The following is a 25,102-nucleotide window of genomic DNA, read 5'->3' as shown; positions in this document are numbered from 1 at the left end:
CTTTTCGCCATCCGCCGCTGGACCCCCATGCCGAGGGGCGGCCACTTCGCGGCCGCGGAAGCGCCCGACCTCCTGGCCCGCGACATCGCGGCGTTCTTCGCCTCCCTCTGACCACGAGTGGTTGTCAACCGCGAACAAGCTTCGCGGTGAGTAAGGTTTCCAACACCGCCCGCTCTGGTTTGCCCGTACCGTAAGGCGATGACCACGGGGGAAGGGCTCACCGCAAAGGCCAGAGCCGAGGTGACGCGGGTGGCCATCGCCGGTGCGGTGGCCGGTGCCGCCCTCGTCATCGGGGCGCTACTGGCCAGCGTGACCGGCGGCCGCGGTGGGGCGGCGGCCGCCGTCACCGTCGGCGTGACCGTGCTGCTCCTCGCCGTCGTGGCTGCCCTGTCGCCGCTGTTCGGGAGCCGCGGCCTCCCGGCGCGCGCGGCGAGGCGCGACGGCGGCGGTCGCGCACGCGTCCGACGGCTACCGCCGTCCCGGCTCCCATGACGCCGAAGCCACCGGCCACCCACGGAGACAGGTCCACGATCCGCACCACCACGACGATCCCGGCGAGGAGCACCGCACCGCCGAAGACCAGCACGAGAGCGAGGAGGCAGAGTTCCCGGAGCAGGCCGCGATACCTGCGAAGCGCGAGGTCCGAGCCCGTCGCGCGGATCAGGTGCCGGTCGAGCAGCGCCACGGCGTTGGCGGCCTTCCGCACGCCTTGGGAGGTCATGGCAGCACTGTGGCCCGCGCCGTAGTCCCGGCTCCAGGGATGGGCGTCCCGGCGTAGGGGCGGTTGCGTGTCAGAGCGCCTTTTCGACGCCCCGGTCGCGCACGAGGCGTACGGCCTGAAACTTGTTTTCCACGCCGAGCTTGCGGTAGAGGTCGTTGGAGAGCAGGTTGCGGATCGTCTTGCCGCTGAGCCCGAGGTGCCTGGCGATCTCTTCGACGGACTCGTTGCGCACCAAGGCGCCGAGCATCTCCCGCTCCCGCTCGGTGAGCTTGTCGAACGGCTCCGGCAGGCGCACCCGGGCCCGCCGCACGTTGCCGAGGAAGGCTGTGCTCACCTCGGGACCGAGGACGAACGAGCCGCACGCGACGGCGCGCAGGATCGCGACAAGGTCCTTCGTCTTCGTGTCCTTGCGGGCGTACCCATGTGCTCCGGCCTTGAGGGCCCGGTGGACCTGCTCGTCGTCGCCGTTGTACGTCAACACGAGCACCTTGACGTCCCGAAGCCGTTGCACGAGCTTGGCGACGGCCTCGATGCCGTCGCCATCGGGGAGCGCCACGTCCATCACAACGACGTTCACCTGGTGGTGTGTGGCTTCCCTGAGTGCCTCCTGCACGGTGGCGGCCTCGATCACGTCTGCGACCCAGTCCTGCTCCACCAACCAGGCACGGAGACCCTCGCGCAGCGTGGGGTGATCGTCCACGATGAGGACACGCGAGTCTTGGACCACGATTACACCCTTGTCTCGAACCAGTACGCCAGGGTGACCGCCAGGCATCGTAGCCGCGTTTCCCGTGATGTGGTGGGACCGCGCCACGACCTGCCCTCAGCCGTTCGTGCGTTCGGCCACGAGCCCGATGGGTAGTTCGACCCGAACCGACGTGCCGCGCGGCTGCGCCGCGGCGACGCGACACGTGCCGCCGAGCCGCTCCGCGCGGTCGCGCATCGAGTCGAGTCCCACACCGTGACCTGCCGTCGATCCGATTCCGACGCCATCGTCGACGACCTCGATCGTCAATGAACGGTCCCTGGCGACGGTGACCTGGCACGTCCTGGCGTTGGCGTGTTTGACGACGTTGTTCAGCGCCTCGCCAAGGATGTGGTACGCCGCCTCCTCGACCGGAGCGGGCAGCCCGTCGAGATTCTGGCGCATCTCCAGCCGCACCGAGAGAGCCGGACCGCTGAACTCCTCACATCGTCCGGCGAGCGCGACCGCGAGCCCTCGCTCCAGCGCCTGCGGGCGGAGCTGGCTGACGAGGTGGTCGAGGTCGGCCTGCGTGCGCACGAGGTTTTCCATGACCTCGCCGAGAACGGCGCTGACCCGGTCCGGCTTGCGGACGTGCTCCCGGGCCAGCTCCACCTTCATCGTGATGCCGGTCAGCGCCGGCTTGACCCTGTCGTGCAGGTCGTCCCGCAGGCGATGCCGCTCGTCCTCACGGATCATGATCAGCCGCTCCTGGTAGTCCTGCAGTTCGTTCATGAGCCGGATCGTCGCCGCCGCGACCGCGGCCTGGACCGCCGCTTCCTCGAGCAGGCGGCGCTCGCGCGGGGTGAACCTGCCGCCCTCGCTGCGCGGCGCGACCAGCAGTTTTCCGAACTTCTTGCCCTGCGCCACCATGTCGAACGACGCCACCGGCTCGGCTCGCCTGCCGTGCTCGGCCACCACCCGCGGCTCGTCGTCGGGCTCGTCGAGCTCGACCGCGACGTAGGGCACCTGCATCGAGTCGGCGATGTCCGCGGTCAGCTGCGGGAGCACCGAGTCGGGGTCCATGGTGCGCCGCAGGAGATCGCCCACGCGCGTGATGACCTCGTACGGCTCGTCGCGATTGCCGTAGAGGAGGCGGTCGACGACGCGCTGGACACGGCTGCGCAGCGGGCCGACGGCGAGGAGCGTGACGACCGTCGCCACCGCCGACGCCGTCGAGTCGCTGTCGCCGACGAAGGTCTCACGCAGGAGCGCGAGCGCCAGGGCCAGGACCACGAGCAGCAGCGCGCTCATGAGGAGCCAGACGATGCTCCGGTTGACGACGCGGTCCAGCTCGTACAGCCGGTAACGCAGGATGGCGATCGTCATCGCGACCGGCACCACGGCCGCCACGACCAGCCACACCCCGGGTACACCGAGCGCTTCGAGAGGAAGCGCGAGCAGGAGCGCCGCGCCGGCGGGCAGCAGGCAGGCCAGCTGCTGGCGCGTCTCACCGCCCGACCGGCGCCATCTGAGCAACAGCGCGACGAACGCGCCCAGCAGGCCGATGATCGTGAGGACCGCACCCAGCCGCGCGACGGTGATCAGCGTCGCCGCGCGGGGTGTCAGCTCCCGGTCCACGCCGGCGAGGAGGTCTCGCGGATGGTCGAGAGCCGCGCCGGCCATCCCGAGAGCCGCCACGGTCGAGCCCACGATGATCAGCGCCGCGACAGGGCGCCAGCGCTTGGTCGGCAGCCGCGCGTCCGGAAACACCAGAAGCGCGAGGAAGATCAGGCCGAACGGCACGGCCCACAGCCAGCGGCTCAGCCACGCGGCGGGCAGCCAGCTCGCCCAGCTCGCCGCCAGGACCGACACGGCGGAGACCGCGCCGGCGGTGGCCATCAGCCGGCCGACGAGGTGGCGGGGCTTGCCCTGGAGCACGAGGGCGCCCATCAAGCCGAAGAACACGGCGATGAGCGCGTTCAACAGGATCGAGGCCGGGGGCGCGGCATGCCTGTCGACGACCTCGCCGACCCACACCAATGCCACGATGGCCGTTGCCGCGGCCATCGTGACAATAAGGCGTGGTGACGGCAGTGTTCTTGAAACCATGTACCGACTCCCCCCGGGTCAGCGACTTGACTGGCTGTCAACCCATCAGGGATGGCAGAAAAGGTTATGCAGGAAACTGCCGTTGTCCAGGGTGCGGACTTCGTCGCCGATCAAGCCATTGCCGTCGCCGAAGTTCGTGGAGAGCAGGATAAAACACTCGGCGAGTCCTTCGCCATTCAGCTTGGGAAGCGAAGCCAGCACCTGCGCGCGCGTAAACGACGTTTCACTCTTCGACAACCGCTCGTCGACGGTGGCGCGCAGTGACTGGACGACCGCGCGAAGTCGCCGCTGGACGCGAATCTCATTCGCACGCTCACCGGTGTGCCGCAGGCCGGACAGCGCCCACACACCGTCGAACACCGGGGCGAGCCGGCGGCCCTCGACGTCGAAGAACTCCAGGGCGCCGGGGTGGCCCGAGCCCAGGTCGGTGGCGTGGAGCATGCTGCGCACGCTGTCGTATACGTGGACCCAGTCGTTCTCACAACTGATCACGAAAAACGGGCTGGCAACCACGTCCGAACCGTTGCCTGGTCGTGTTGAGGTCATCTCATTTGTCCTTTTCATCGGGGGCCGGTGGATCTTTATTCGGATCGGCGACATCAATTCTGGTTTGCGCCGTGTCCCGGCAGGGAGGCACAACCGTCCGTACATTCGGGATACGTCCCGCCGAGGCACGGGACAACGTGAATGACATGAAAGAATGATTCGATCAAAGGCCAGCAGCCCACCTATAACGGCACGCGACCTTCCGGTCGCTCTGCGCGAGTGTCGGACCCGTGTGTGATGGTGGCAGGCGTGCTGGTGGAATTCGACGCCGAGCTGTGGATCTGGGACGCCCGGCGAGACGACAGTTGGACCTTCGTCACCCTGCCCGTCGACGCGTCCGACGAGATCCGCGACCGCGCGGCGGCGACCGGCCCGCGGCGCGGCTTCGGCTCGGTGCGGGTGCGCGTCACGATCGGCGGCAGCACCTGGACGACGTCGGTCTTCCCGGACAGCGTCCGCGGGGCCTACGTGCTGCCCGTCAAGCGCGCCGTCCGCAAGGCCGAGTCCCTGGGCGAGGGCGACACCGCCACCGTGGCCGTCGAGGTCCTCGACTGATCGCGCAATGATCCCGGCTCACCCGGCGGAAGGCCGCTTCCTGGGGTGAAATGGTGTGATGAGCGTCTTCCGCACGAAACCCGTGGAGCAGTCCATCCGGGACACGGAGGAGCCTGAGCACCGGCTGCGCAGGGAGCTGTCCGCTCTCGACCTCACCGTGTTCGGGGTCGGCGTCGTGATCGGTACCGGCATTTTCGTGCTGACCGGGGTGGCCGCGAAGACCACGGCCGGCCCCGCCGTGGCGCTCTCCTTCGTGATCGCTGGCATCGCCTGCGCGCTTGCCGCTCTCTGTTACGCCGAGTTCGCCTCCACGGTGCCGGTGGCGGGCAGCGCCTACACGTTCTCGTACGCGACGCTCGGCGAGCTTGTCGCGTGGATCATCGGCTGGGACCTCATCCTCGAGTTCATCATCGGCTCGGCGGTCGTCGCGGTCGGCTGGTCGCAGTACCTCGCCGTCTTCCTCGACACGATCGGCGTCGAGCTGCCCAGCGCGATAGCCAGCAGCGAAGACGGCGCGTTCAACCTGCCCGCCGTCCTGATCGTCCTCGTCCTCACCGCCGTGCTGGTGGCCGGGATCAAGCTCTCCTCCCGGGTGAACGAGGTGGTCGTCGCCATCAAGGTGGCGGTCGTGCTGTTCGTGATCATCGCTGGCGCCTTCTTCATCGAGCGCGACAACTACACGCCGTTCGTCCCGCCGTCCGAGCCGGCGCCCGACACCTCCGGGCTGCACGCGACGCTCGTGGAGACCGTGTTCGGCCAGGCGCCGGCCAACTTCGGCGTCAGCGGCATCTTCGCGGCGGCCGCGCTGGTCTTCTTCGCGTTCATCGGCTTCGACATCGTGGCGACGACGGCCGAGGAGACCAAGCACCCCCAGCGCGACCTGCCCCGCGGCATCATCGGTTCGCTGCTGATCTGCACGGTCCTCTACGTCGCGGTCTCGCTGGTGGTGGTCGGCATGCGCAACTACACCGACCTCGACGAGGCGGCCCCGCTGGCGGCCGCGTTCCGGGCGGTGGACCAGCCGTTCTTCGCCAACCTCATCACGGTCGGCGCGCTCGCCGGCCTCACCACCGTGATGATGATCCTGATGCTCGGGCAGAGCCGCGTGGCGTTCGCGATGAGCCGCGACGGGCTGCTGCCCCGCCCGCTGTCGATCGTCCATCCCCGCTTCGGCACCCCGTACCGCATCACCATCATCGTCGGCGTGGTGGTCGCCGTACTGGCCGGCATCATCCCCCTCGCCGAGCTGGCCGAGCTGGTCAACATCGGCACGCTTTTCGCGTTCGTCCTGGTCTCGATCGGCGTGGTGGTTCTCCGACGCACCCGTCCCGACCTGCCCCGCGCGTTCCGCCTGCCGCTGATGCCGCTGATCCCGGTGCTGTCGCTGCTGGCCTGCCTGGTCCTGATGTTCTTCCTCACGGTCGAGACCTGGCTGCGCTTCCTGGCATGGATGGCGATCGGCTTCGTCGTCTACTTCGCCTACAGCCGCCGCCGCAGCCGCCTCGCCGTACGCCAGCAGGAGTACGGCGAGGATCGCACCGTGGGATGACGCCCGAGGGCGGTGTGGCGCCATAGCGTGCGCGGCATGGGAGCCTTCTTCCGGCGGCCGTTCACCGTTCGCACGTTGCGGCGCCTGGCCTACGCGCTGCTGTCGCCGTTCGCCGCGGTCCTGCTCTTCGTGCCGCTCCTCGCCGGCGCCGGCGGCGGCCTGGAGCGGGCCCGCGCGCGCCTCGTCCCCGGTCCGCCGCTGCCGCCGCCGGCCCGCCCGGCGTGGCCGCGTTCGGCCGGCTATGCGCTGGCCAGCCTCCCCACCGGCCTCCTCGTCGGCGCCTTCTTCGGCTACCTGTGCCTGCTGCTGCCCTACTGGGTGTCCTACCCGGTCGTCTATTGGGGAGACGACCTCTCCGAAAACTGGGGCGGGCCTTCATGGCTGGGCGCCGCCGCGCTGCATTTCGCGCCCGCGCCGGTGATGCTCTTCGTCGGGCCGTGGCTGCTGAAGCTGGCGACTTCCGCGCAGGTCGGTCTCGCGCGGCGGTTTCTGTCGGAGGGGCGTGTGACGATCGCGGGATGACTGCGAAGAGCTTGACGGACAAGGTCGCCCTCGTCGCGGGTGGCACGCGGGGCGCCGGGCGGGGCATCGCCACGGAGTTGGGGGCCGCGGGCGCCACCGTCTACGTGACCGGGCGGTCGACCCGCGCGCAGCGCTCGGAGTACGACCGGCCAGAGACGATCGAAGAGACCGCCGAGCTTGTCGAGCGGGCCGGTGGGGTGGCCATCCCCGTGCGGGTCGACCACCTTGAGCGCGACCAGGTGCGGGAGCTGGTCGCGCGCATCGAGCGGGAGCAGGGGCGGCTCGACATCCTGGTCAACGACATCTGGGGTGCCGAAAACATGGTCACCTGGGAGCGGCAGATGTGGGCGCAGGACCTCGACAAAGGGCTGCGCACGCTCAGGCTCGCGATCGAGACCCACATCGTCACCAGCCACGCGGCATTGCCTCTGCTGACCCGGCGGCCGGGCGGGCTCGTGGTCGAGGTGACCGACGGCACGACGGCGTACAACGCGGCCAACTACCGGGTCTCGTTCTTCTACGACCTCGCCAAGGTCTCGGTCAACCGGATGGGCTTCGCGCTCGCCGAGGAGCTGCGGCCCTTCGGCGGCACGGCGGTCTCGCTCACGCCGGGCTGGCTGCGTTCGGAGCTGATGCTCGAGCACTTCGAGGTGACCGAGGAGACCTGGGGCGACGCGCTGGAAAAGGAGCCGCACTTCGCCATCTCCGAGACGCCGGCGTTCGTCGGGAGGGCGGTGGCCGCGCTCGCCGCCGACCCGGACCGGGCGCGGTGGAGCGGGCAGTCGCTGTCCAGCGGCGGGCTCGCTCAGGTGTATGGGTTCACCGACGTCGACGGCTCGCGGCCGGACGCCTGGCGCTACATCGTGGAGGTGCAGGACGCGGGCAAGCCGGCAGACGTGAGCGGCTATCGCTAACCCAAGAAGAGCTGGTTTAAACCGTTTATCGAATCACGTGCCTTTCACGATCAAATGCCCAGGCCAGGCCGTACTGTGTGGCTATGCTGGTGTGGCCTGGGCGCCGGTACCCCTTGGGCGCCACATACGACGGTGTAGGCACCAACTTCGCCCTCTATTCAGAGGTGGCGGAGGCGGTTGAACTTTGTTTGTTCGACGCGGACGGCACTGAGCGGCGCATCGAGCTGCCCGAGGTCGACGCGTTCGTCTGGCACGTCTTTCTGACCGGCGTCGAGCCGGGCCAGCGTTACGGCTTCCGCGTCCACGGTCCGTACGACCCGGGACGCGGGCTCCGCTGCAACCCCAACAAGCTGCTCCTCGACCCGTACGCGATGGCCATCGACGGCGACGTGCGGTGGGATCCCGCGCTGTACGGGTACGACCTGGCCCACCCCGAGCGGATGTCCGAAGTGGACTCGGCGCCGTTCGTGCCGAAGGCCGTCGTGGTCAACCCGTACTTCGACTGGGGCAACGACCGCCCGCCGCGCACGCCGTACCACGACACGCTCATCTACGAGGCGCACGTCAAGGGCCTGACCTGGCGGCACCCGGACATCCCCGAGCAGCTGCGCGGCACGTACGCGGGCCTCGCGCACCCGGTGATGATCGACCACCTCACCCGGCTGGGCGTGACCGCCATCGAGCTGATGCCGGTGCACCAGTTCATCCACGACCACCACCTCGACGGGCGCGGGCTGCGCAACTACTGGGGTTACAACACCATCGGCTACTTCGCGCCATACCACGGCTACTCGGCGATGGGCCACCTCGGGCAGCAGGTGCAGGAGTTCCGGGGCATGGTGCGCGCGCTGCACGCCGCCGGCATCGAGGTCATCCTCGACGTGGTCTACAACCACACGGCCGAGGGCAACCACCTCGGCCCCACGCTCGGCTTCAAGGGCATCGACAACGCCGCGTACTACCGGCTCGCGGACAACGCGCCGCAGAGCTACATGGACTACACCGGGTGCGGCAACAGCCTCAACATGCGCGGCCCGCAGACGCTCCAGCTCATCATGGACTCCCTGCGGTACTGGGTGCAGGAGATGCACGTCGACGGCTTCCGCTTCGACCTCGCCGCCGCGCTGGCCCGCGAGTTCTACGAGGTCGACCGCCTCTCCACGTTCTTCGAGGTGGTGCAGCAGGACCCGGTGGTGAGCCGGGTCAAGCTCATCGCCGAGCCGTGGGACATCGGGCCGGGCGGCTACCAGGTGGGCAACTTCCCTCCCTTGTGGACGGAGTGGAACGGCAAGTTCCGCGACACCACCCGCGACTTCTGGCGCTCGCAGCCGGTGCTCGCCGAGTTCGCCAGCCGCATCAGCGGTTCGGCCGACCTGTACCAGGACGACGGGCGCCGCCCCTTCCACAGCATCAACTTCGTCACCTGCCACGACGGCTTCACGCTCACCGACCTCGTGTCGTACAACGACAAGCACAACGAGGCCAACGGTGAGGAGAACCGCGACGGCGAGAGCTACAACCGCTCGTGGAACTGCGGCGTCGAGGGCGCCACCGACGACGCCGACGTGCTCGCGCTGCGCGCCCGGCAGCGCCGCAACTTCCTCGCCACGCTGCTGCTCTCGCAGGGTGTGCCGATGCTGAGCCACGGCGACGAGCTGGGCCGCACGCAGCGGGGCAACAACAACGTGTACTGCCAGGACAACGAGTTCTCGTGGGTGGACTGGGAGGACGTGGACGAGCGGCTGCTCGACTTCGTCCGCCACCTCACCGCCTTCCGGGCCCGCCACAAGGTCTTCCGCCGCCGCCGCTTCTTCACCGGCGACCCGGTCAAGACGCGCAGCGCGGCGACACCGGTGGCGGACATGGAGTGGTTCACGCCGGACGGGCGGCAGATGCAGGGCACCGACTGGGACAGCGACATCGGCGCGCTGGCGGTCTTCGTCAATGGCGAGGGCATCCGCGAGCGCGGCCGGTACGGCGAGCGGCAGTCGGACAGCTCCTTCCTGCTCTGCTTCAACGGCCACCACGAGCCGGTCGAGTTCGTGCTGCCGCCGGAGGAGTACGGCGAGAAGTGGCAGACGGTCATCGACACCTCCGAGTCGGGCCCGGTGAGCCCGGAGATGCTCGGCGCCGACGCCAAGGTGCTGGTGACCGAGAGATCCCTGCTCGTGCTGGACCGGGCGCTGTAATGGCCGCCCGGCCGCGCCCGACGTACCGCATCCAGGTGCGGCCGGACTTCGACCTGCTCGCGACCGCCGAGCTTGCCGACTACCTCAGCGCGCTCGGCGTCGGCCAGCTCTACACCGCGCCGCTGCTCGCCGCCGCGCCCGGCTCCGCACACGGGTACGACGTCGTGGACCACACGCGCGTCAACCCGGAGCTGGGCGGCCCGGCGGCGCTCGACCAGCTGCGCGAGGCCCTCCGGACGGCCGGCCTGGGTCTCGTGGTGGACATCGTGCCCAACCACGCCGGCGTCGCGGTGCCGTCGGCCAACCCGGCGTGGTGGGACGTGCTGCGCCGCGGCCAGGACTCTCCGTACGCGGGGTGGTTCGACATCGACTGGGCGCGCGGCCGGATCCGGCTCCCCGTGCTCGCCGACGACCCCGCGGCGCTCGACGACCTCAAGGTGGTCGGCGAGGAGCTCGTGTACCAGGAGCAGTGCTTCCCGATCGCTGACGGCACCGGCGGCGGCGAACCGCGCGAGGTGCACGACCGCCAGCACTACCGGCTCGTGTCGTGGCGCAAGGGGCCGGGCTACCGCCGCTTCTTCGCGGTGTCGACATTGGCCGGCCTGCGCGTCGAGGACCCGGAGGTGTTCGACGCGACGCACGCGGAGATCCTGCGGTGGGACGCCGACGGCATCCGGGTGGACCATCCGGACGGGCTGCGCGACCCGGGCGCCTACCTGGCCCGGCTGCGCGCGGCGGCACCGTCCGCGTGGCTGCTGGTGGAGAAGATCCTGGAGCCTGGTGAACGCCTCCCCCGCTCATGGCCGGTGGACGGCACGACCGGGTACGACGCGCTGGGCGAGGTGTGCGGCCTCTTCGTCGACCCGGAGGGTGAGGAGACGCTGAGCCGCCTCGCCGGCAGCGTCACGTTCGCCGACGTCGCGTACCGGTCGAAGGTGGAGATCGCCAACACGCTGCTGGCCGCCGAGCGGGACCGGCTGGCCCGGCTCGCCCCGGAGGTGCCGCGCGCGGCGGAGGCGCTCGCCGAGCTGGCCGCCTGCTTCGAGGTCTACCGCTCGTACCTGCCCAGCGGCGCCCGCCACCTCGCGGCCGCGCGGGTCGAGGCCGGCCGCCGCCGCGCCGACCTTGCCGAGGCGCTGGACGCGGTCGCCGCGCGGCTCGGCGATCCCGCGGACGAGCTGGCGGTGCGCTTCCAGCAGTACACCGGCGCGGTGATGGCCAAGGGCGTCGAGGACACCGCCTACTACCGGTACAACCGCTTCATCGCGCTGAACGAGGTGGGCGGCGACCCGAGGCGCTTCGGCGTGACGCCGGAGGCGTTCCACCGCGCGGCCGCCGTGCGCGAGCGCGACTGTCCACACTCGATGACCACGCTGTCCACACACGACACAAAGCGGTCCGAGGACGTACGCGCGCGGCTCGCCGTACTCGCGGAAATGCCGGCGGAATGGGCCGCGACGCTGCGCCGGTGGAGCAAGGCCGCGCCCCTCGCGGACCCCGGTCTTGCCCTTCTGCTCTGGCAGACGGTGGCCGGCGCGTGGCCGATCGAGCGGGAGCGGCTGCACGCCTACCTGGAGAAGGCGGCGCGCGAGGCAGCCGTCTCCACGAGCTGGGGCGACCCGGACCGCGAGTTCGAGGCGGAGATGCACGCGGTGGTCGACAAGGCCTACGACGACGAGGGGCTGCGCACGGACATCGCGGCATTCGTCAAGAGCATCACGCCGCACGGCTGGTCCAACTCGCTCGGCCAGAAGCTGGTGCAGCTCGCGATGCCGGGTGTGCCGGACACGTACCAGGGCACCGAGCTGTGGGACAACTCGCTGGTCGACCCGGACAACCGCCGGCCGGTCGACTTCGCCCTGCGGCGTGACCTGCTCGCCCGCATCGACGCCGGGTGGCTGCCGCCGGTGGAGGAGAGCGGGGCGGCCAAGCTGCTCGTGACGAGCCGGGTGCTGCGGGCCAGGCGTGAACGCCCGTTCACCGGGTATTCACCGGTGGCGGTGGAGGGGCCGGCGGCCGAGCACGCGGTCGCGTTCGATCGGGGCGGCGTTGTGGCGGTGGCCACCAGGTTGCCGGCGAGGTTGGCATTTCGTGGGGGCTGGGGCGGCACTAAGCTTGCTTTGGCTCCGGGGCGCTGGACCGACGCGTTGACGGGACGCACGTGGCAGGCCCGGCAGGTGCCGATGTCCGAAGTGCTGTCCGCCTACCCAGTAGCGCTCTTGGTGGCTGCCACATGATGACGCGATTCAGTGTGTGGGCGCCGGAGGCCTCCCGGCTTCGCGTCCGCATCGACGGAAAAGACCATTCCATGGCGCTCGACGCCGGTGGCTGGTGGCGCACAAACGTCGACTGTGCCGCACACGGCACCGACTACATGTACTTGCTGGACGACTCCGACGAGCCGCTGCCCGACCCGCGTTCGCGCTGGCAGCCGTTCGGTGTGCACGGTCCCAGCCGCACCTACGACCACGCCGCCTTCCCGTGGACCGACGGCGAGTGGACCGGGCGTGACCTGTCCGGCGGTGTCATCTACTCGGTGCGGGTGGGTGCTTTCACCCCGGACGGCACGTTCGACGCGGCGATCGCCCGCCTCGACCACCTCGCCGACCTGGGTGTCGACGCGGTCGAGCTGCACCCGGTCAACGTCGAGCGCGGCTCCGCCCACCACAGCGCCTGCTGGTACGCGCCGCACCCGTCGTACGGCGGCCCCGACGGGTTGAAGCGCTTCGTCGACGCGTGCCACGCGCGCGGCATCGCCGTGGTGCTCGACCTGGCGTACGACCATCTCCAGCCCGGCGCCGGCACGCACCGCATCGGGCCGTACCTGGCCGAGGTCGCCAACACCTGGGGCCACTCGCTCGCGCTGGACGGCCCACACGGCACGGGGATGCGCAGCTTCATCACCGACAACGTGCTGATGTGGCTGCGCGACTACCACGCCGACGGCGTGCGCCTGGACGCCGCGCACACGCTCATCGACCGCGACGCCATGCTGCTGCTCGACGAGCTCTCCACCGCCGTCTCCGCCCTCTCGATCGGCCTGGGGCGGCCGCTCGCCCTGATCGCCGGCTCAGGCCTCGCCGGCGCGCGGTTCATCCCCGGCCCCGGCTCCGACCTGCCCGAGCTGCTCGCCCCGTCACCAGGCGGCGCGGCCGGCATCCCGGCGCTCGACCGCGACTACAGGTCCGAGTTCGGCTCGCTGGAGCAGCTGTTCGGCATCCTGCGCGCCGGCTTCTCCACGGTCCTCCGCACCGACCGCCCCACCGCCGCCTTCTCCCCCGGCCTGCTCCGCATCGGCGCGACGCTGCTGCTCACCGCGCCGTCCACGCCGGTGCTGCAGATGGGCGAGGAGTGGGCGGCGAGGGTGCCGTTCACGCCCGACGCGGGTTCGACGCTGGGCGCCCTCGACTGGTCGGAGCTCGACAAGGCCGAGCACCGCGACATGCTCGACCTGCACCGCCGGCTGATCGCGCTGCGCAAGAGCCAGCCCGGCCTGGCCTCGCCGGTGCTGCGCCGCAGCGAGGTGTGGCACGGCGGCAGCTTCCTGGCCATCCGCCGCGGCACCTGCGTCGTGGTCGCCAACCTGCGCCGCACCCCCCAGCGCATCAACCTGCACGGCACCGCCCGCACGGTGCTGGCCGCCACCGAGCCCGGCCTCGTCCTCGTCCACGACGCGGCCGACCTCCCCGGCGAGTCGGCGGCCGTGATCGCCTGTTGCCGCTTCGACCGCTGACCGCTCCAGACCATTTCCCAGAAGCAGCGAGCTACCGCGACGCCCGTCGTGGTCCAGACCGTTGCTCCCGCGGCCTCACCCTCCGCGCTTGGTCACGCCCCTCCGCGCCCTAGTCACGATCCGCACCGTCCGCACCTCCGCCACGACCGGCACCCTCCGCGCCCCGTCACGACCCGCAGCCTCCGCGCGCGGTCACAGCCCGGAACTCCGCGCGCCCAGTCACGACCCGCACCCTCCGCACCCGGTCACGACCCGCGCCCTCCGCACCTCCGTCATGACCCGCAGCCTTCGCGCGCGGTCACAGCCCCGCCGTCCGCGCGCCCCAGTCACGACCCGCACCCTCTGCGCCCCGTCACGACCCGCACCCTCCGCACCTCCGTCACGACCGGCACCCGCCGCACCGCCGTCACAATCGACAGCCTCCACGCCCCGTCACGACCCGCAGCCAGCCAGCGTCCTCATCGACCCGCTGCCTGCGCCCAGGTCGCGGATGACCGGGCGGGTGGTGCCGACCAGATGCGCGGAGGGGATCCACCGCACCGCAGTCACGACCGGCACCCGCACCTCCGTCACGACCCGCAGCCTCCGCGCGCGGTCACAGCCCGCCCTTCGCGCGCCCAGTCGCGACCCGCACCCTCCACACCCCCGTCACGACCCGCAGCCTCCGCGCGCGGTCACAGCCCCACCTCGGCCTGCACCGCGCAAAGCCGCGGCGGGCGGGGCGTCCGGGTCACCGTCCACGCCTGCAATACACGCCCCTCGCAGATCGTGGACGTCCAGTGCCCCTCCGAGGGCCACGAACGTCCACGATCACAAAGGCTGCCGAGCGTGGGCGGAGGGCGTAGCCGCCAATGCGCCCAGGCTGGGCGCATTTGGCGCGCCCCAGCTCCAGAGCCTCCACAAACAAAGCCCAGACCCTGCTCTTTTGGGGTGAGCTGAGCCAGCCGCGGAGGGTGAGGCCGCGGGAGCGTCCAGGCTGGGCGCATTGGTGCGCCCAGCTCCAGAGCCTCCACAAACAGAGCCCCGACCGTACTCTTTTGGGGTGAGCTGAGCCAGCCGCGGAGGGTGAGGCCGCGGGAGCGACGGTCCGGACCACGGCGGACGTCGCGGTAGCTCACTGCTGCTTCGGGGTTGGGGTCCTCAGGGCGATGGGGTCGAGCAGCGCGATGCCGCGTGGGGTGACCGCGACCGCGCCGGAGCTGGCCAGCTGGCGGAGGGCGCGGTTGACGGTCACGCGGCTCAGGCCGAGTTGGCGGGCGAGTGCCTCCTGCGAGCCGCGCCAGGCGGTCTGGCCCGCACCGGCGCCGGTCGCCAGCAGGAAGGCCGCCACCCTGCCCACGGCCGGCAGCGTCGTCGCCTCGGCGAGGCGCTGGCGCAGGTCGGCTGTGTCCGCCGCGAGCCGGGCCAGTACGTGCCGGCGCACGGCCGGTTCGTCGTCCAGCAGGCGCAGGAACGCGGCGGCGGGCAGGCGGCGGCCGCGGCAGGGTGTGGCGGCGACGAGGGTGCCCACCGCGGGCGCCAGCGTGGCCGGCTTGTCGACGATCGCCGGGGCCTCCCAGCGCGCCGGCCACACCTCGGCGCCGGACGCGTCCGCGTGGGTGCCCACCACCACGCCCGCCAGCAGGAGCAGCACCGCGCCGTCGCGGGGGATCACGGCGCCCGGCGGGTACGTCACGTCGTGGCTCGCCGCGCGCAGCGCCTCCAGGGCGTCCGGGGCCAGCGCGGTGAACGCCGGGATCGTGGCGAGCGAGTTCATGTATCAAGTGATACAGCGCGACCGCGCGCGGCCGCCGTAGCGTCGCCGGGCATGTGGATCGTGGAGCTGGCGCTGCGGGAGACGCCGGAGCGCATGGCGGCCCGCCCCGCCCACCGGGAGCACCTCGCCGGCCTGCACGCGCGGGGCGTGGTGGTGATGGCCGGGCCGCTCGCTGACGACTCGGGTGCGGTGATCGTCTTCGACGTGGCGGGCGAGGCCGAGGTCGGCGAGCTGCTCACGGCCGACCCCTACGTGGCGACCGCGGGCGTGAGCGTCGTGAGCGTGCGGGAGTGGCGGCCGTTTCTCACAGCGGCGCGTTGTTGATCCGCTGGAGCTCGATCGTCCAGGTTGGGCCGAACTCGCGCATTGAGTCGCCGCTGCACGTGTACCGCTCGGGGTCGATGCTGCCGCTCAGCGCCGTCCGCCCGGTCTCCCGGCCGCTCTGCCGCCAGATCACGGTGCCCGTGGCCTTCGCGTTGCTGTAGAGGATCTGGCCGCCGTTGGTCTGCCAGTTGTAGTTCAGGCGGCCGATCGAGATGACCTCGTAGGTGCGGTTGTTGACCTTGGCGCGCGCGTTGATGCCGCGGTCGCCGTAGTTGACGGTGAGCGTGCCGTCCGCCTTGAAATGCTGGATGGCACCCGCGCTGTGCAGCCGCATCTTGACGCCGTCGATCGTCGTGTCGCTGTCGTGCGAAGTCTCCCGCCACGTGCCGATCAGGCACGAGTCGTGCAGCGGATCCTCCGAAGTGGACGGCTCGGGCGACGGCGAGGCCGAGGGCTCCTCCGACGGCGCGTCCGACGGGGCCTCGGGCGACGCGGGCGCCGAGGTGGCGGGCGCCGACGCGGCCACCGGCGGCCGCGGGCTGTCGCCGTTTTCCAGATTGGACGAGACGATCATCGCGCCGGCGATGATGCCGACGATCAGCAGCAGCGCGAGGCCGCCGACGAGGATCGGGAGGGTGGCGCCGACCTGGCTGGAAGGGGGTGTGGGCGGCCGCTGCGGTGGCGGGGGTGGCGGGCCGGGATGCATGGACGGAACGGTATCCGGTCAACGCATCCCTTGGCAGGCCCGGCGCCGCGCTCAGTCTTCGTCGGTCACGTCCGCGATCACGACGGTGATGTTGTCGGGTCCGCCGGCCCGCAGCGCGAGGTCCACCAGCCGCCGGGCGCAGTCACCGGGCTCCGGATAGCCGATCAGCGTCTCCTGGATCGTCTCCGCGCTGACCACATTGGACAGGCCGTCGCTGCACAGCAGCCACCGGTCGCCGGCGGTCGGCCGCATGAACGTGTACGCCGGGGTGGCGTCGCCGCCCTGCAACGCCTGGGTGACCACCGCCCGCCGCGGGTGGTGGCTGGCCTGCTCCGGCGTGATCACGCCCTCGTCGACAAGCATCTGTACGAACGTGTCGTCCCTTGTCATCTGCTGGAGCTGGCCCTCGCGGAGCAGGTACGCGCGGGAGTCGCCGACGTGCCCGAGCGCCAGGGCGGTGCCGGTGAACAGCACGGCGGTGAGCGTGGTGCCCATGCCGTCGCGGCTCGGGTCCTCGGCGACGGCCTCCCGGATCCGGCCGTTGGCCGTGGCGAGCGCCTCGCGCAGCGCGTCGATCAACCCGTCGTCGGGAATCTCCCGGTCCAGCGGCGCCACGGACTCGATGACAATGCGGCTGGCCAGGTCGCCGGCGGCCATCCCGCCCATGCCGTCGGCGACGGCGAGCAGGCGCGGTCCGGCGTGCACCGAGTCCTGGTTAGCGCTCCGGATCAAGCCGGTGTCGCTCACCGCCGCGTAGCGCAGCTTCAGGGTCATGGCTGGGAGCCTGCCAGGACGACGTTTGGATGTCTCTAGTAGATCACCGCTCGCACCCGCTATGGGGTCAAATTCCTATTTGTTCCCGGCCCGAGCGAAAAGTCGATCACCGCCGGCGGAGGCGGACAAGACATCGATTGACATCAGCGAAACGCGCTGGCAACATCGATGGCCAATGGGAGCGCTCCCATCGCGCTCGGAAGAAATGCCGAAGGGATCCACCGTGACCCGACGCCCCATCACCGCCATCCTCGCGGTCCTGTCCGCAGCTCTCCTGACCGCTACCGCACTCACCGCCACCGCCCATGCCGAAGTGGTCGAGCACATAGACAACGGCACGTTCGAAGGCAACACCACGCCTTGGTGGGCCACCGCCAACACACCCATCGCGTCCGTGGACGACCGCCTCTGCGCCGAGGTGCCCGGCGGCCAGGCCAACCCGTGGGACGCCAGCATCGGCCACGGTGACATCCCGCTGGTCGACGGCGACGCGTACCGGCTGACCTTCACCGCCTCGGCCACCGCACCGGTCACGATCCGGGCGAACGTCCAGCTGGACGAGGTGCCGTACACGACCGTCCTCTCCCGCGAGGTCGCCCTCACCGCCACGCCGCAGACCTTCACGTACGACTTCGGCGGCTCGCTCGACTCCGACAACGGCGTCTTCACGTTCCAGCTCGGCGGCTCGGCCGACCCGTTCACCTTCTGCCTCGACGACGTCTCGCTCACCAGCGAGACGACCGGCGGCGGCGCGCCCGAGCAGATCGAAAACGGTGACTTCGACGACGGGACCTCCGGCTGGTACTCCTACGGCACCACCTCCACGGCGGTTGTCGACGGCCGGAACTGCTCCGAGGTGCCCGGTGGCCTCGCCAACCCGTGGGACGGGGGCGTGGGGCAGAACGGCGTGACGCTGGTCGCCGACTCCGCGTACACGTTCTCGTTCGACGCTTCCGCGGCGCCCGGCGCCACCGTCCGCGCAACCGTGCAGCTCGGCGTCGACCCGTACACCTCGTACCTGTCGAGGGACGTCGCGCTGACCGCCGACACCCAGCGGCTGGAGTTCACCTTCACCTCGCCGGTCGACACCGAGCAGGCGCAGGTCGCTTTCCAGGTCGGTGGCAACGCCGAGGCGTACACCTTCTGCCTCGACAACGTCTCGCTGCTCGGCGGCGAGGAGGAGCCGCCATACGTGCCGGAGACCGGCCCGCGCGTGCGGGTCAACCAGGTCGGGTACCTCCCGTCCGGCCCCAAGGGCGCGACGGTCGTCACCACCGCCACCGAGGCGCTGCCGTGGCAGCTGAAGAACGGCGCCGGCACCGTGGTGGCCAGCGGCCAGACCACGCCGCGCGGCACCGACCAGGCCTCCGGGCAGAACGTGCACAGCGTGGACTTCACCGCTTTCAAGACGGCGGGCTCCGACTACACGCTGACCGCCGACGGCGAGACGAGCCACCCGTTCGCGATCTCCGCCGACGTCTTCAAGCAGCTCCGCTCGGACTCGCTGCAGTTCTTCTACGCCCAGCGCAGCGGCATCGAGATCGACGGCGGGCTGATCGGCGAGCAGTACGCGCGTCCCGCCGGCCACCTGGGCGTCGCGCCCAACAAGGGCGACACCGACGTGCCCTGCCAGCCCGGGGTCTGCGACTACCGGCTGGACGTGCGCGGCGGCTGGTACGACGCGGGTGACCACGGCAAGTACGTCGTCAACGGCGGCATCGCCACCGCGCAGCTGCTCGGCACGTTCGAGCGCACCAAGACCGCACCGACCGCCGGCGGCGGCGCCGCCCTCGCCGACAGCAGCCTGCGGGTGCCCGAGCGGGGCAACGGGGTGCCCGACGTGCTCGACGAGGCCCGGTGGGAGCTGGAGTTCCTGATCCGCATGCAGGTACCGGCCGGCAAGCCGCTGGCCGGCATGGCGCACCACAAGATGCATGACGCCAACTGGACCGGCATCCCGATGCAGCCCGAGGACGACCCGCAGCAGCGCGAGCTGCACCGCCCGTCCACGGCCGCCACGCTCAACCTCGCCGCCACCGCCGCGCAGGGTGCCCGCCTCTTCGCGCCGTACGACGCGGCGTTCGCGGCCAAGGCGCTCACGGCGGCCAAGACGGCGTACGCGGCGGCCAAGGCCAACCCGGCCGTGTACGCGGACCCGCAGGACGGCAACGGCGGCGGCTCGTACAGCGACAACGACGTGACCGACGAGTTCTACTGGGCGGCCGCCGAGCTGTACCTGACCACCGGCGAGGCGCCGTACCTGTCCGACCTGACCGCCTCACCGCACCACACCAGCGCGGACGTCTTCGGCTCGACCGGCTTCGGGTGGGGCAGCACCGCCGCGCTCGGCCGGCTCGACCTGGCCACCGTCCCGAGTGGACTGGCCGCAGCCGAGCGCGACCGGCTGCGGGCCTCGGTGCTGGCCGCCGCGGACGCGTACCTGACCACCCAGGCGGGACAGGCGTACGGCCTGCCGATGCCGGGCCACCGCGGCGCCTACTTCTGGGGGCCAACAGCAACATCCTCAACAACATGGTGGTACTTGCGACCGCGTTCGACCTGTCGGGAGCCGCGAAGTACCGCGACGGCGCCATCCAGGGCATCGACTACATCCTGGGCCGCAACGCGCTCAACCAGTCGTACGTGACCGGGTGGGGCGAGAAGTCGTCGCAGAACCAGCACAGCCGGATCTTCGCCAACCAGGCGGACGCGTCGCTGCCGCACCCGCCGGCCGGCTCGATCGCGGGCGGGGCGAACGCGGGGCTTGACGACCCGTACGCCAAGCAGCTGCTCGACGGCTGCCAGCCGATGTTCTGCTACGTCGACCACATCGAGTCGTACGCGACAAACGAGGTGGCCATCAACTGGAACTCGGCACTCGCCTGGGTCTCCTCGTTCCTGGCCGACCAGGGAGCGAGCGGCCCCGCGCCGGCCACCCGCTGCCGGGTGGGCTACGTCGTGCACGGCACCTGGACCGGTGGCTTCACCGCCCAGGTCACGGTGACCAACACCGGCACCGCCGCGATCGACGGGTGGTCGCTGCGGTGGGCGTTCCTAGGTGGACAGAAGGTCACCCAGTCGTGGCTGGCCGACACCACCCAGTCCGGCGCCACGGTCACCGCGAAGAACCAGTCGCACAACCGGCGCATCGAGCCGGGCGCGTCGAAGACGTTCGGCTTCAATGCGACGACCAACGGACCCAACCCGTCACCTGGCTTGTTCACCGTCAACGGAGCCACGTGCACCTGAAGATCGCCCATATAGCCACCCGTCCCCGGGTTACGCCGGGGACGGGTGGCGTGAAAGGCTAGGGCGCGTGGGTGGTAAGGGTCAGGCATCGGTGATAAGCCGCTGTCCATGTTGTGGTTACCGGACCGGGTGCGTGACATGCCCGGTCTGCTTCTGGACCGACCCGTCACAGGCGGATCCGGGAGCCTTCGTCGCGGTGGGCGGGCCCAACGGCGATCTCACGCTGAGCGAGGCCAAGCTCAACTTCGCGCTCTATGGGGCCAGCCATCCGAAGTACCGGGACGTGGTCCGCAAGCCACGCCCCGAGGAGATCGTGTAGGCGGCCTCACGCATGACGACCCGGGGGCGCGTTTGGGGCGCGCCCCCGTCGCATGCTCAGCGCAGCCAGTCCAGCAGCTTGTCGCCCTGCTGCCAGACGGTGAGCGCGGAAAAGACGCCGAAGAGCGCCACCGACCAGACGAGAGCCGCGACCCGGTAGGCGCGCGGCCGGATCTGGCTGGGCAGCACCTTGCGGTTGAGCACCAGCAGCAGGATCGAGTAGAAGAACATCATCAGGCCGCCGACGCAGGCGGAGATCACGAGCAGCGGCAGCGGCTGGTCGAAGCCGGCGATCAGGATGCCGCAGCCGATCGCCACGAGCCCCCACACGAGTCCGAAGTAGAGCTTGCTCTCCGAGACGTGGCGCAGGTACGAGGTCTTGAGCACGTCGGCCGCGAGCCGGCTGGTGTAGTCCACGATCCCCATCGAGGCGGCGAAGAGCGAGAGCGCCCCGATGACCCAGAAGAGCGTGCCGAACCAGCCGCCCACCAGCTCCTTCAGCTTCTCGCCCTCGACCTCCAGGAACGAGACGCCGTTCTCCAGGCCGGGCACGCCGTACACGGTGGAGTACGCGAGCAGGGACATCAGCACGATCGTCACGAACGAGATCAGGACGAACGTGGCGAGCTGCTCCTGGTTGGCCAGCTTCCACCAGCGCCGCCAGCGGCCGAGGTTCTCCTCGGTCGGCTCGAAGACGTACCCCCCACCGCCGGGCGCCGCCTCCTCCTCGCCGGTGACCGGGCTGACCAGGCGCGGCACGTACGCGCCCATGCCGTAGCGCTTGTCCCGGATCCAGTTGCTCTGGCAGAGGTTCTGACCGCCGCCCGCGCCGGCGAAGACGAGGGCGGAGAGCATGAGCGCGAAGCCGAGCTCGGTCGGGAAGGCCGGCGAGGTCACCGTGTCCGGCAGGTCGCTCCACGCGCTGGCCGAGATGGCGAACGCGATCGCCACCACGATGAAGATCACGACGAGCGCGACCTTGACGAACTCGACCCGCTCCAGCGCGGTGTAGACCACCGGCGCGAGCGTGAGCACGGCACCGATGACCAGCAGCATGCCCACGGCGATCCAGGTGGCGTCGCCGCCGAACAGGTACGTGACCATGGTCGCCGAGCTCGTGGACCAACCGGGCCACAGGTTCGCGAAGTACACCATGATCGCGAAGACCAGGCCCCAGTGGCGCCAGAACCGGGAGAATCCGGTCAGCGCGGTCTCCCCGGTGGCGAGCGTGTACCGCTCGATCTCCATGTTCAGGAAGTACTGGGTGATGATGCCGACCGCCGCCGCCCACAGGAAGACAAGCCCGACCTGCGACGCGATGTACGGGAACAGCACGAACTCGCCGGAGGCCAGGCCCACGCCGGCCGCCACCACCCCGGGGCCGATGACCCGCCACGGCGACCGCGGCGGGGCCGGCAGCTCTCGTACGGTCACGCCCGGCAGGTGCCGGGTCGGAAATCTATCGGCGGCCGTCTGTGTCATGCGGCCCTATCCCCACTTAGATCACACTCGAAACCCGAGGGAAAGGTCTGCCACAAATCCCGGAACTGTCAGCTACCACGCTGATGGAACCTGAGCCGTCACGCAGGATGCCATGATGAGCGCCGAGCAACTGACCATCCAAGCCACCTTCGGGGTGGCTCTCCTCGCGTTACTGATCGGGCACCAGCTCGGCGACCATATCGCGCAGACCGACAAGCAAGCCGACAACAAGGCGGCCAAGGGGCGGGCCGGGCTGCGGGCCATGGCCGGTCACCTGCTGAGCTACCACCTCACCGCCGGGGCGGTGCTGGCCGGCACGGCGTTCACGCTGGAGCTGCCGCTCTCGCCGGTCGGTGTGGCCGCGGGCTTCGCGTTCAGCATCGTCAGCCACGCGATCCTCGACCGCCGCACGCCGGTGCGCCGGCTGCTGCGGCTGACCGGCTCTCCCGTTTTCGCCCAGCAGACCTCGCCGGTCTGCGGCATGTACGTGGCCGACCAGGCCCTGCACTGGTTCTCCCTCCTGGTGTCCGCGCTGCTCATCGCCCGCCTGTAGCTGGCACGTCCGCGGTCCAGGCAGGATCCAGGTCCGAAGCGATTTTGGGCTACCGCGACGTCCGCGGTGGTCCGGACCGTTGCTCCCGCGGCCTCACCCTCCGCGCTTCACAATCCAAACCCCGCGCGGGCGCGAGCCCCGGACTCGGGCTTGTCCCGCGGACCTGGCAGCGGAGGCCGGGGACCTCGGCGAGCGCAGCGAGCCGCCGGCCGGAGCGGTGCCCGCGGGAGCATGCGGTCCGCAGCTGACACGGACCGGGGTAACGAATGGTGTCGTGGACCGGACGGTGTCGTGAAAGAGGTTCGACCACGCCCGCGCGATTGCTCGCGCGCACGGCGCCCACCTGTTGCGGGTGGACTGCTACGCCGGGGACGACAGGGCGCTGGTGCGGTACTACGAGCGGCAGGGCTTCACCGCCACCGAGCCGTTCGCTGTGGGCGAATGGCCTGGTCAGGTACTGGAGGAGCGCTTGCGCTCTGGGTGAACAGGGCTGGGCCGGCAGGTACCCGCCTGGTTGTCTGGTCCCATGGAGATCTTGGTCCTGGGTGGCACGGCATGGTTGGGTCGCGAGCTGGCGCGGGAGGCGCTGTCCCGCGGGCACGCGGTCACGTGCCTCGCGCGGGGTGAGAGCGGCGAGGTGGCCGAGGGCGCGACGCTTGTCGCCGCCGACCGGAGCGCGCCGGACGCCTACGAGGCGCTGAGCGACCGCGACTGGCACGCGGTCTTCGACGTCTCGTGGCAGCCCGGCTTCGTGCGCGGCGCACTGGAGGCGCTCGCCCCGCGGGCCCGCCACTGGACGTACGTCTCCTCCGGAAACGTGTACGCCGACCACGGCACGCCGGGCGCAGACGAGTCCGCCCCGCTGCTGCCACCGACCGACCTGGACACGGTCGACCGCGGGCTTTACGGCGAGGCGAAGGTGGCCTGCGAGCGGGCCAGCGTCGCGGCGGCCGGTGACCGGCTGCTGATCGCCCGCTCGGGGCTGATCGGCGGGCCGGGCGACCACACCGACCGCACCGGCTACTGGGTGGCCCGCGCCGCCCGCGACCGGGAGGCGCCGATGCTGGTGCCCGACGCGCCGGACCAGTCGACCCAGGTGGTCGACGTACGCGACCTGACCGCGTGGCTGCTGGGCGCGGCCGAGGCGGGCACGACCGGCACGTACGACGCGGTCGGCCCGGCGGTCCCGCTCGGCGAGTGGATCGCACTGTCCCGCGCGGTCGGTGGGCACGAGGGGCCGGTCGTCAGCGCCGAGTCGGCCTGGCTGCGGTCGCACGGCGTCGCCGAGTACATGGGCGAGGAGTCCCTGGCGATGTGGATCGCCGCGGACGGGTGGGAGTCGTTCAACGCCCGCAGCGGCGCCGCCGCCGTGGCCGCGGGTCTGCGCCACCGCCCGCGCGAGCAGGTCATCGCCGACACCCTCGCCTGGGAACGCGAGCAGGGCCTGGACCGCCCGCGCAAGGCCGGCCTCAGCCCGGCGCGCGAGCGCGAGCTGATCTCGGAGTTGTCGGAAGGGTGAGGCAAGATCTCGGCATGACGACTCTCGGCGCCGTGTACCTGCCATACCTCCCGCCCGAGCGCCTGCGCTCCGTCGCACAGGCCGCCGACGAGGCCGGCCTCGAGGAGCTGTGGCTGTGGGAGGACTGCTTCCTGGAGGGTGGCATCGCGACAATGTCCGCCGCCCTGGCCTGGACCGAGCGGCTCCGGGTCGGCATGGGCCTGCTGCCTGTTCCGCTGCGCAACGTCGCGCTGGCGGCGATGGAGGTGGCCACGCTCGACCGCCTCTTCCCCGGCCGGGCCCTCGTCGGCATCGGGCACGGCGTGCAGGACTGGATGGGCCAGGTCGGCGCGCGGGCCGAGTCGCCGGTCACCCTCCTCCGGGAGTACGGCACGGCGCTGCGCGCGCTGCTCGGCGGCGACCGGGTCACCACGAAAGGGCGATACGTGTCGCTGGACGGCGTCGCCCTCGACTGGCCACCCAACACCCGTCCGCCGCTGTTCGTCGGCGCGGTCGGCCCGCGGTCGCTGCGCCTGGCCGGCGAGATCGCGGACGGCACCCTCCTCACCGGCGGCACCTCCCCCGACGAGGTCCGCCGGGCCAAGGCGCTCGTCGACGAGGGCCGCGCCCGCCGGGGCGAGGGCGCCGGCGACCCGCACCCGATCGTGGTCAGCATCCACGCCGCCACCGGACCGGACGCCGCCGCACGCCTGGAGGCCGAGCGCGTGAAGTGGGGCTACGAGTCGATCGCCGAACGCAGCGTGACGGGCACCCCGCAGCAGATGGCCGACGCCATCGCCGCCTGGGCCGAGGCGGGCGCCACGACCGTCGTCCTCCAGCCCACGCCGGACGACCCCGACCTGGAGTCCTTCATCCGCTTCATCGCCCAGGAGGTCCGCCCCCTGGTGCCGTGACGCGA

21 protein-coding genes and 2 pseudogenes are annotated in these 25,102 nt (G+C 71.0%); 15 read left to right on the top strand and 8 right to left on the bottom strand.

Annotated elements, in window-relative coordinates; translation table 11 throughout:
• Window positions 1-198 precede the first annotated feature (198 nt).
• A complete protein-coding gene (locus Phou_RS48785; RefSeq protein ID WP_173071350.1) occupies window positions 199-492 on the top strand; it encodes a hypothetical protein in 294 nt (97 codons plus the stop codon).
• A 299-nt stretch (window positions 493-791) separates the two neighbouring features.
• On the opposite strand, the gene Phou_RS48780 is transcribed toward Phou_RS48785, so the two are convergent.
• The 3 genes from Phou_RS48780 to Phou_RS48770 form a co-directional block, all read right to left on the bottom strand.
• The gene (locus tag Phou_RS48780) at window positions 792-1,448 is read right to left on the bottom strand and encodes a response regulator transcription factor (RefSeq protein ID WP_173071348.1); all 657 of its coding nucleotides are present in this window, start codon (window positions 1,446-1,448) and stop codon (window positions 792-794) included.
• A 96-nt stretch (window positions 1,449-1,544) separates the two neighbouring features.
• The gene (locus Phou_RS48775; RefSeq protein WP_173071346.1) at window positions 1,545-3,473 is read right to left on the bottom strand and encodes a sensor histidine kinase; all 1,929 of its coding nucleotides are present in this window, start codon (window positions 3,471-3,473) and stop codon (window positions 1,545-1,547) included.
• 87 nt (window positions 3,474-3,560) lie between these two features.
• The gene (locus Phou_RS48770; protein ID WP_173071344.1) at window positions 3,561-4,061 is read right to left on the bottom strand and encodes a hypothetical protein; all 501 of its coding nucleotides are present in this window, start codon (window positions 4,059-4,061) and stop codon (window positions 3,561-3,563) included.
• 249 nt (window positions 4,062-4,310) lie between these two features.
• Here Phou_RS48770 and Phou_RS48765 point away from each other — a divergent pair, with 249 nt between their 5' ends.
• The 7 genes from Phou_RS48765 to Phou_RS48735 all read left to right on the top strand — a co-directional run bounded on the left by Phou_RS48765 (window position 4,311) and on the right by Phou_RS48735 (window position 13,523).
• A complete protein-coding gene (locus Phou_RS48765) occupies window positions 4,311-4,616 on the top strand; it encodes a DUF1905 domain-containing protein (protein ID WP_173071342.1) in 306 nt (101 codons plus the stop codon).
• 58 nt (window positions 4,617-4,674) lie between these two features.
• Window positions 4,675-6,165, top strand: a complete 1,491-nt coding sequence (locus tag Phou_RS48760; RefSeq protein ID WP_173071340.1) for an amino acid permease — start codon at window positions 4,675-4,677, stop codon at window positions 6,163-6,165.
• A 36-nt stretch (window positions 6,166-6,201) separates the two neighbouring features.
• A complete protein-coding gene (locus Phou_RS48755) occupies window positions 6,202-6,687 on the top strand; it encodes a hypothetical protein (RefSeq protein WP_173071338.1) in 486 nt (161 codons plus the stop codon).
• A complete protein-coding gene (locus tag Phou_RS48750) occupies window positions 6,684-7,601 on the top strand; it encodes an SDR family oxidoreductase (RefSeq protein ID WP_173071336.1) in 918 nt (305 codons plus the stop codon). The genes Phou_RS48755 and Phou_RS48750 overlap by 4 nt, the downstream gene beginning before the upstream one ends.
• 83 nt (window positions 7,602-7,684) lie before the next feature.
• Window positions 7,685-9,790 carry a glycogen debranching protein GlgX gene (gene glgX / locus Phou_RS48745; RefSeq protein ID WP_173071334.1) on the top strand — a complete coding sequence of 702 codons (2,106 nt, stop codon included), beginning with the start codon at window positions 7,685-7,687 and terminating at the stop codon, window positions 9,788-9,790.
• Complete coding sequence (treY, locus tag Phou_RS48740; RefSeq protein ID WP_173071332.1) at window positions 9,790-12,027, top strand: malto-oligosyltrehalose synthase; 2,238 nt, start codon at window positions 9,790-9,792, stop codon at window positions 12,025-12,027. The genes glgX and treY overlap by 1 nt, the downstream gene beginning before the upstream one ends.
• Before the next feature lie 71 nt (window positions 12,028-12,098).
• Entirely contained in the window at window positions 12,099-13,523 is a 1,425-nt protein-coding gene (locus Phou_RS48735) for an alpha-amylase family glycosyl hydrolase (RefSeq protein ID WP_246274775.1), read from the top strand.
• 432 nt (window positions 13,524-13,955) lie between these two features.
• Here Phou_RS48735 and Phou_RS48730 read toward each other — a convergent pair whose 3' ends face one another.
• A complete protein-coding gene (locus tag Phou_RS48730) occupies window positions 13,956-14,096 on the bottom strand; it encodes a hypothetical protein (RefSeq protein WP_173071330.1) in 141 nt (46 codons plus the stop codon).
• A gap of 541 nt (window positions 14,097-14,637) precedes the next feature.
• Window positions 14,638-15,279: a Crp/Fnr family transcriptional regulator gene (locus tag Phou_RS48725; protein ID WP_173071328.1), complete on the bottom strand. Its 642-nt coding sequence runs from the start codon at window positions 15,277-15,279 to the stop codon at window positions 14,638-14,640.
• A gap of 51 nt (window positions 15,280-15,330) precedes the next feature.
• Between Phou_RS48725 and Phou_RS48720 the strand changes: the two genes are divergently transcribed.
• Window positions 15,331-15,603, top strand: coding sequence for a YciI family protein (locus Phou_RS48720; protein ID WP_173071326.1), 273 nt, complete (start codon window positions 15,331-15,333; stop codon window positions 15,601-15,603).
• Here the strand turns inward: Phou_RS48720 and Phou_RS48715 are convergent.
• Both Phou_RS48715 and Phou_RS48710 read right to left on the bottom strand, forming a co-directional pair.
• Window positions 15,584-16,309 carry a hypothetical protein gene (locus Phou_RS48715; protein WP_173071324.1) on the bottom strand — a complete coding sequence of 242 codons (726 nt, stop codon included), beginning with the start codon at window positions 16,307-16,309 and terminating at the stop codon, window positions 15,584-15,586. The genes Phou_RS48720 and Phou_RS48715 overlap by 20 nt on opposite strands.
• Window positions 16,310-16,360: 51 nt before the next feature.
• Window positions 16,361-17,083: a PP2C family protein-serine/threonine phosphatase gene (locus tag Phou_RS48710; protein ID WP_173071322.1), complete on the bottom strand. Its 723-nt coding sequence runs from the start codon at window positions 17,081-17,083 to the stop codon at window positions 16,361-16,363.
• Between Phou_RS48710 and Phou_RS56130 the strand changes: the two are divergent.
• From Phou_RS56130 to Phou_RS54165, 3 genes and pseudogenes are all read left to right on the top strand, one after another.
• A pseudogene (locus tag Phou_RS56130) lies at window positions 17,082-17,705 on the top strand (carbohydrate binding domain-containing protein); the annotation flags it as partial. The gene Phou_RS48710 and the pseudogene Phou_RS56130 sit on opposite strands and share 2 nt — an antisense overlap.
• A gap of 129 nt (window positions 17,706-17,834) precedes the next feature.
• A pseudogene (locus Phou_RS48705) lies at window positions 17,835-20,332 on the top strand (glycoside hydrolase family 9 protein); the annotation flags it as partial.
• A gap of 67 nt (window positions 20,333-20,399) precedes the next feature.
• Window positions 20,400-20,651 carry a CPCC family cysteine-rich protein gene (locus Phou_RS54165; RefSeq protein ID WP_308785208.1) on the top strand — a complete coding sequence of 84 codons (252 nt, stop codon included), beginning with the start codon at window positions 20,400-20,402 and terminating at the stop codon, window positions 20,649-20,651.
• 56 nt (window positions 20,652-20,707) lie between these two features.
• Here the strand turns inward: Phou_RS54165 and Phou_RS48695 are convergent, their stop codons facing one another.
• Window positions 20,708-22,132 (bottom strand): Nramp family divalent metal transporter, encoded by a 1,425-nt coding sequence (locus Phou_RS48695; protein WP_173071318.1) that lies wholly within the window; start codon window positions 22,130-22,132, stop codon window positions 20,708-20,710.
• Between the two features lie 115 nt (window positions 22,133-22,247).
• Here Phou_RS48695 and Phou_RS48690 point away from each other — a divergent pair, with 115 nt between their 5' ends.
• The 3 genes from Phou_RS48690 to Phou_RS48680 all read left to right on the top strand — a co-directional run bounded on the left by Phou_RS48690 (window position 22,248) and on the right by Phou_RS48680 (window position 25,097).
• The gene (locus Phou_RS48690; protein WP_173071316.1) at window positions 22,248-22,685 is read left to right on the top strand and encodes a DUF3307 domain-containing protein; all 438 of its coding nucleotides are present in this window, start codon (window positions 22,248-22,250) and stop codon (window positions 22,683-22,685) included.
• A 526-nt stretch (window positions 22,686-23,211) separates the two neighbouring features.
• On the top strand, window positions 23,212-24,204 hold the full coding sequence (locus tag Phou_RS48685) for an NAD-dependent epimerase/dehydratase family protein (protein WP_173071314.1): 993 nt from the start codon (window positions 23,212-23,214) through the stop codon (window positions 24,202-24,204).
• A gap of 14 nt (window positions 24,205-24,218) precedes the next feature.
• Window positions 24,219-25,097 carry an LLM class flavin-dependent oxidoreductase gene (locus tag Phou_RS48680; protein ID WP_173071312.1) on the top strand — a complete coding sequence of 293 codons (879 nt, stop codon included), beginning with the start codon at window positions 24,219-24,221 and terminating at the stop codon, window positions 25,095-25,097.
• Window positions 25,098-25,102 lie beyond the last annotated feature (5 nt).

It is taken from the genome of Phytohabitans houttuyneae (assembly GCF_011764425.1).
GTDB lineage: Bacteria > Actinomycetota > Actinomycetes > Mycobacteriales > Micromonosporaceae > Phytohabitans > Phytohabitans houttuyneae.
The sequence above is the reverse complement of the archived record's forward strand: the minus strand, read 5'-3'. Positions and strand labels throughout refer to the sequence as shown.

Bases quoted from the DNA above. Each gene is read 5' to 3' on its own strand.
- Phou_RS48785 (WP_173071350.1), top strand. From the start codon at position 199: ATGACCACGGGGGAAGGGCTCACCGCAAAGGCCAGAGCCGAGGTGACG.
- Phou_RS48775 (WP_173071346.1), bottom strand. From the start codon at position 3,473: ATGGCCGCGGCAACGGCCATCGTGGCATTGGTGTGGGTCGGCGAGGTC.
- Phou_RS48770 (WP_173071344.1), bottom strand. From the start codon at position 4,061: ATGACCTCAACACGACCAGGCAACGGTTCGGACGTGGTTGCCAGCCCG.
- Phou_RS48760 (WP_173071340.1), top strand. From the start codon at position 4,675: ATGAGCGTCTTCCGCACGAAACCCGTGGAGCAGTCCATCCGGGACACG.
- Phou_RS48755 (WP_173071338.1), top strand. From the start codon at position 6,202: ATGGGAGCCTTCTTCCGGCGGCCGTTCACCGTTCGCACGTTGCGGCGC.
- Phou_RS48750 (WP_173071336.1), top strand. From the start codon at position 6,684: ATGACTGCGAAGAGCTTGACGGACAAGGTCGCCCTCGTCGCGGGTGGC.
- glgX (WP_173071334.1), top strand. From the start codon at position 7,685: ATGCTGGTGTGGCCTGGGCGCCGGTACCCCTTGGGCGCCACATACGAC.
- treY (WP_173071332.1), top strand. From the start codon at position 9,790: ATGGCCGCCCGGCCGCGCCCGACGTACCGCATCCAGGTGCGGCCGGAC.
- Phou_RS48735 (WP_246274775.1), top strand. From the start codon at position 12,099: ATGGCGCTCGACGCCGGTGGCTGGTGGCGCACAAACGTCGACTGTGCC.
- Phou_RS48725 (WP_173071328.1), bottom strand. From the start codon at position 15,279: ATGAACTCGCTCGCCACGATCCCGGCGTTCACCGCGCTGGCCCCGGAC.
- Phou_RS48720 (WP_173071326.1), top strand. From the start codon at position 15,331: ATGTGGATCGTGGAGCTGGCGCTGCGGGAGACGCCGGAGCGCATGGCG.
- Phou_RS48715 (WP_173071324.1), bottom strand. From the start codon at position 16,309: ATGCATCCCGGCCCGCCACCCCCGCCACCGCAGCGGCCGCCCACACCC.
- Phou_RS48710 (WP_173071322.1), bottom strand. From the start codon at position 17,083: ATGACCCTGAAGCTGCGCTACGCGGCGGTGAGCGACACCGGCTTGATC.
- Phou_RS48695 (WP_173071318.1), bottom strand. From the start codon at position 22,132: ATGACACAGACGGCCGCCGATAGATTTCCGACCCGGCACCTGCCGGGC.
- Phou_RS48690 (WP_173071316.1), top strand. From the start codon at position 22,248: ATGAGCGCCGAGCAACTGACCATCCAAGCCACCTTCGGGGTGGCTCTC.
- Phou_RS48685 (WP_173071314.1), top strand. From the start codon at position 23,212: ATGGAGATCTTGGTCCTGGGTGGCACGGCATGGTTGGGTCGCGAGCTG.
- Phou_RS48680 (WP_173071312.1), top strand. From the start codon at position 24,219: ATGACGACTCTCGGCGCCGTGTACCTGCCATACCTCCCGCCCGAGCGC.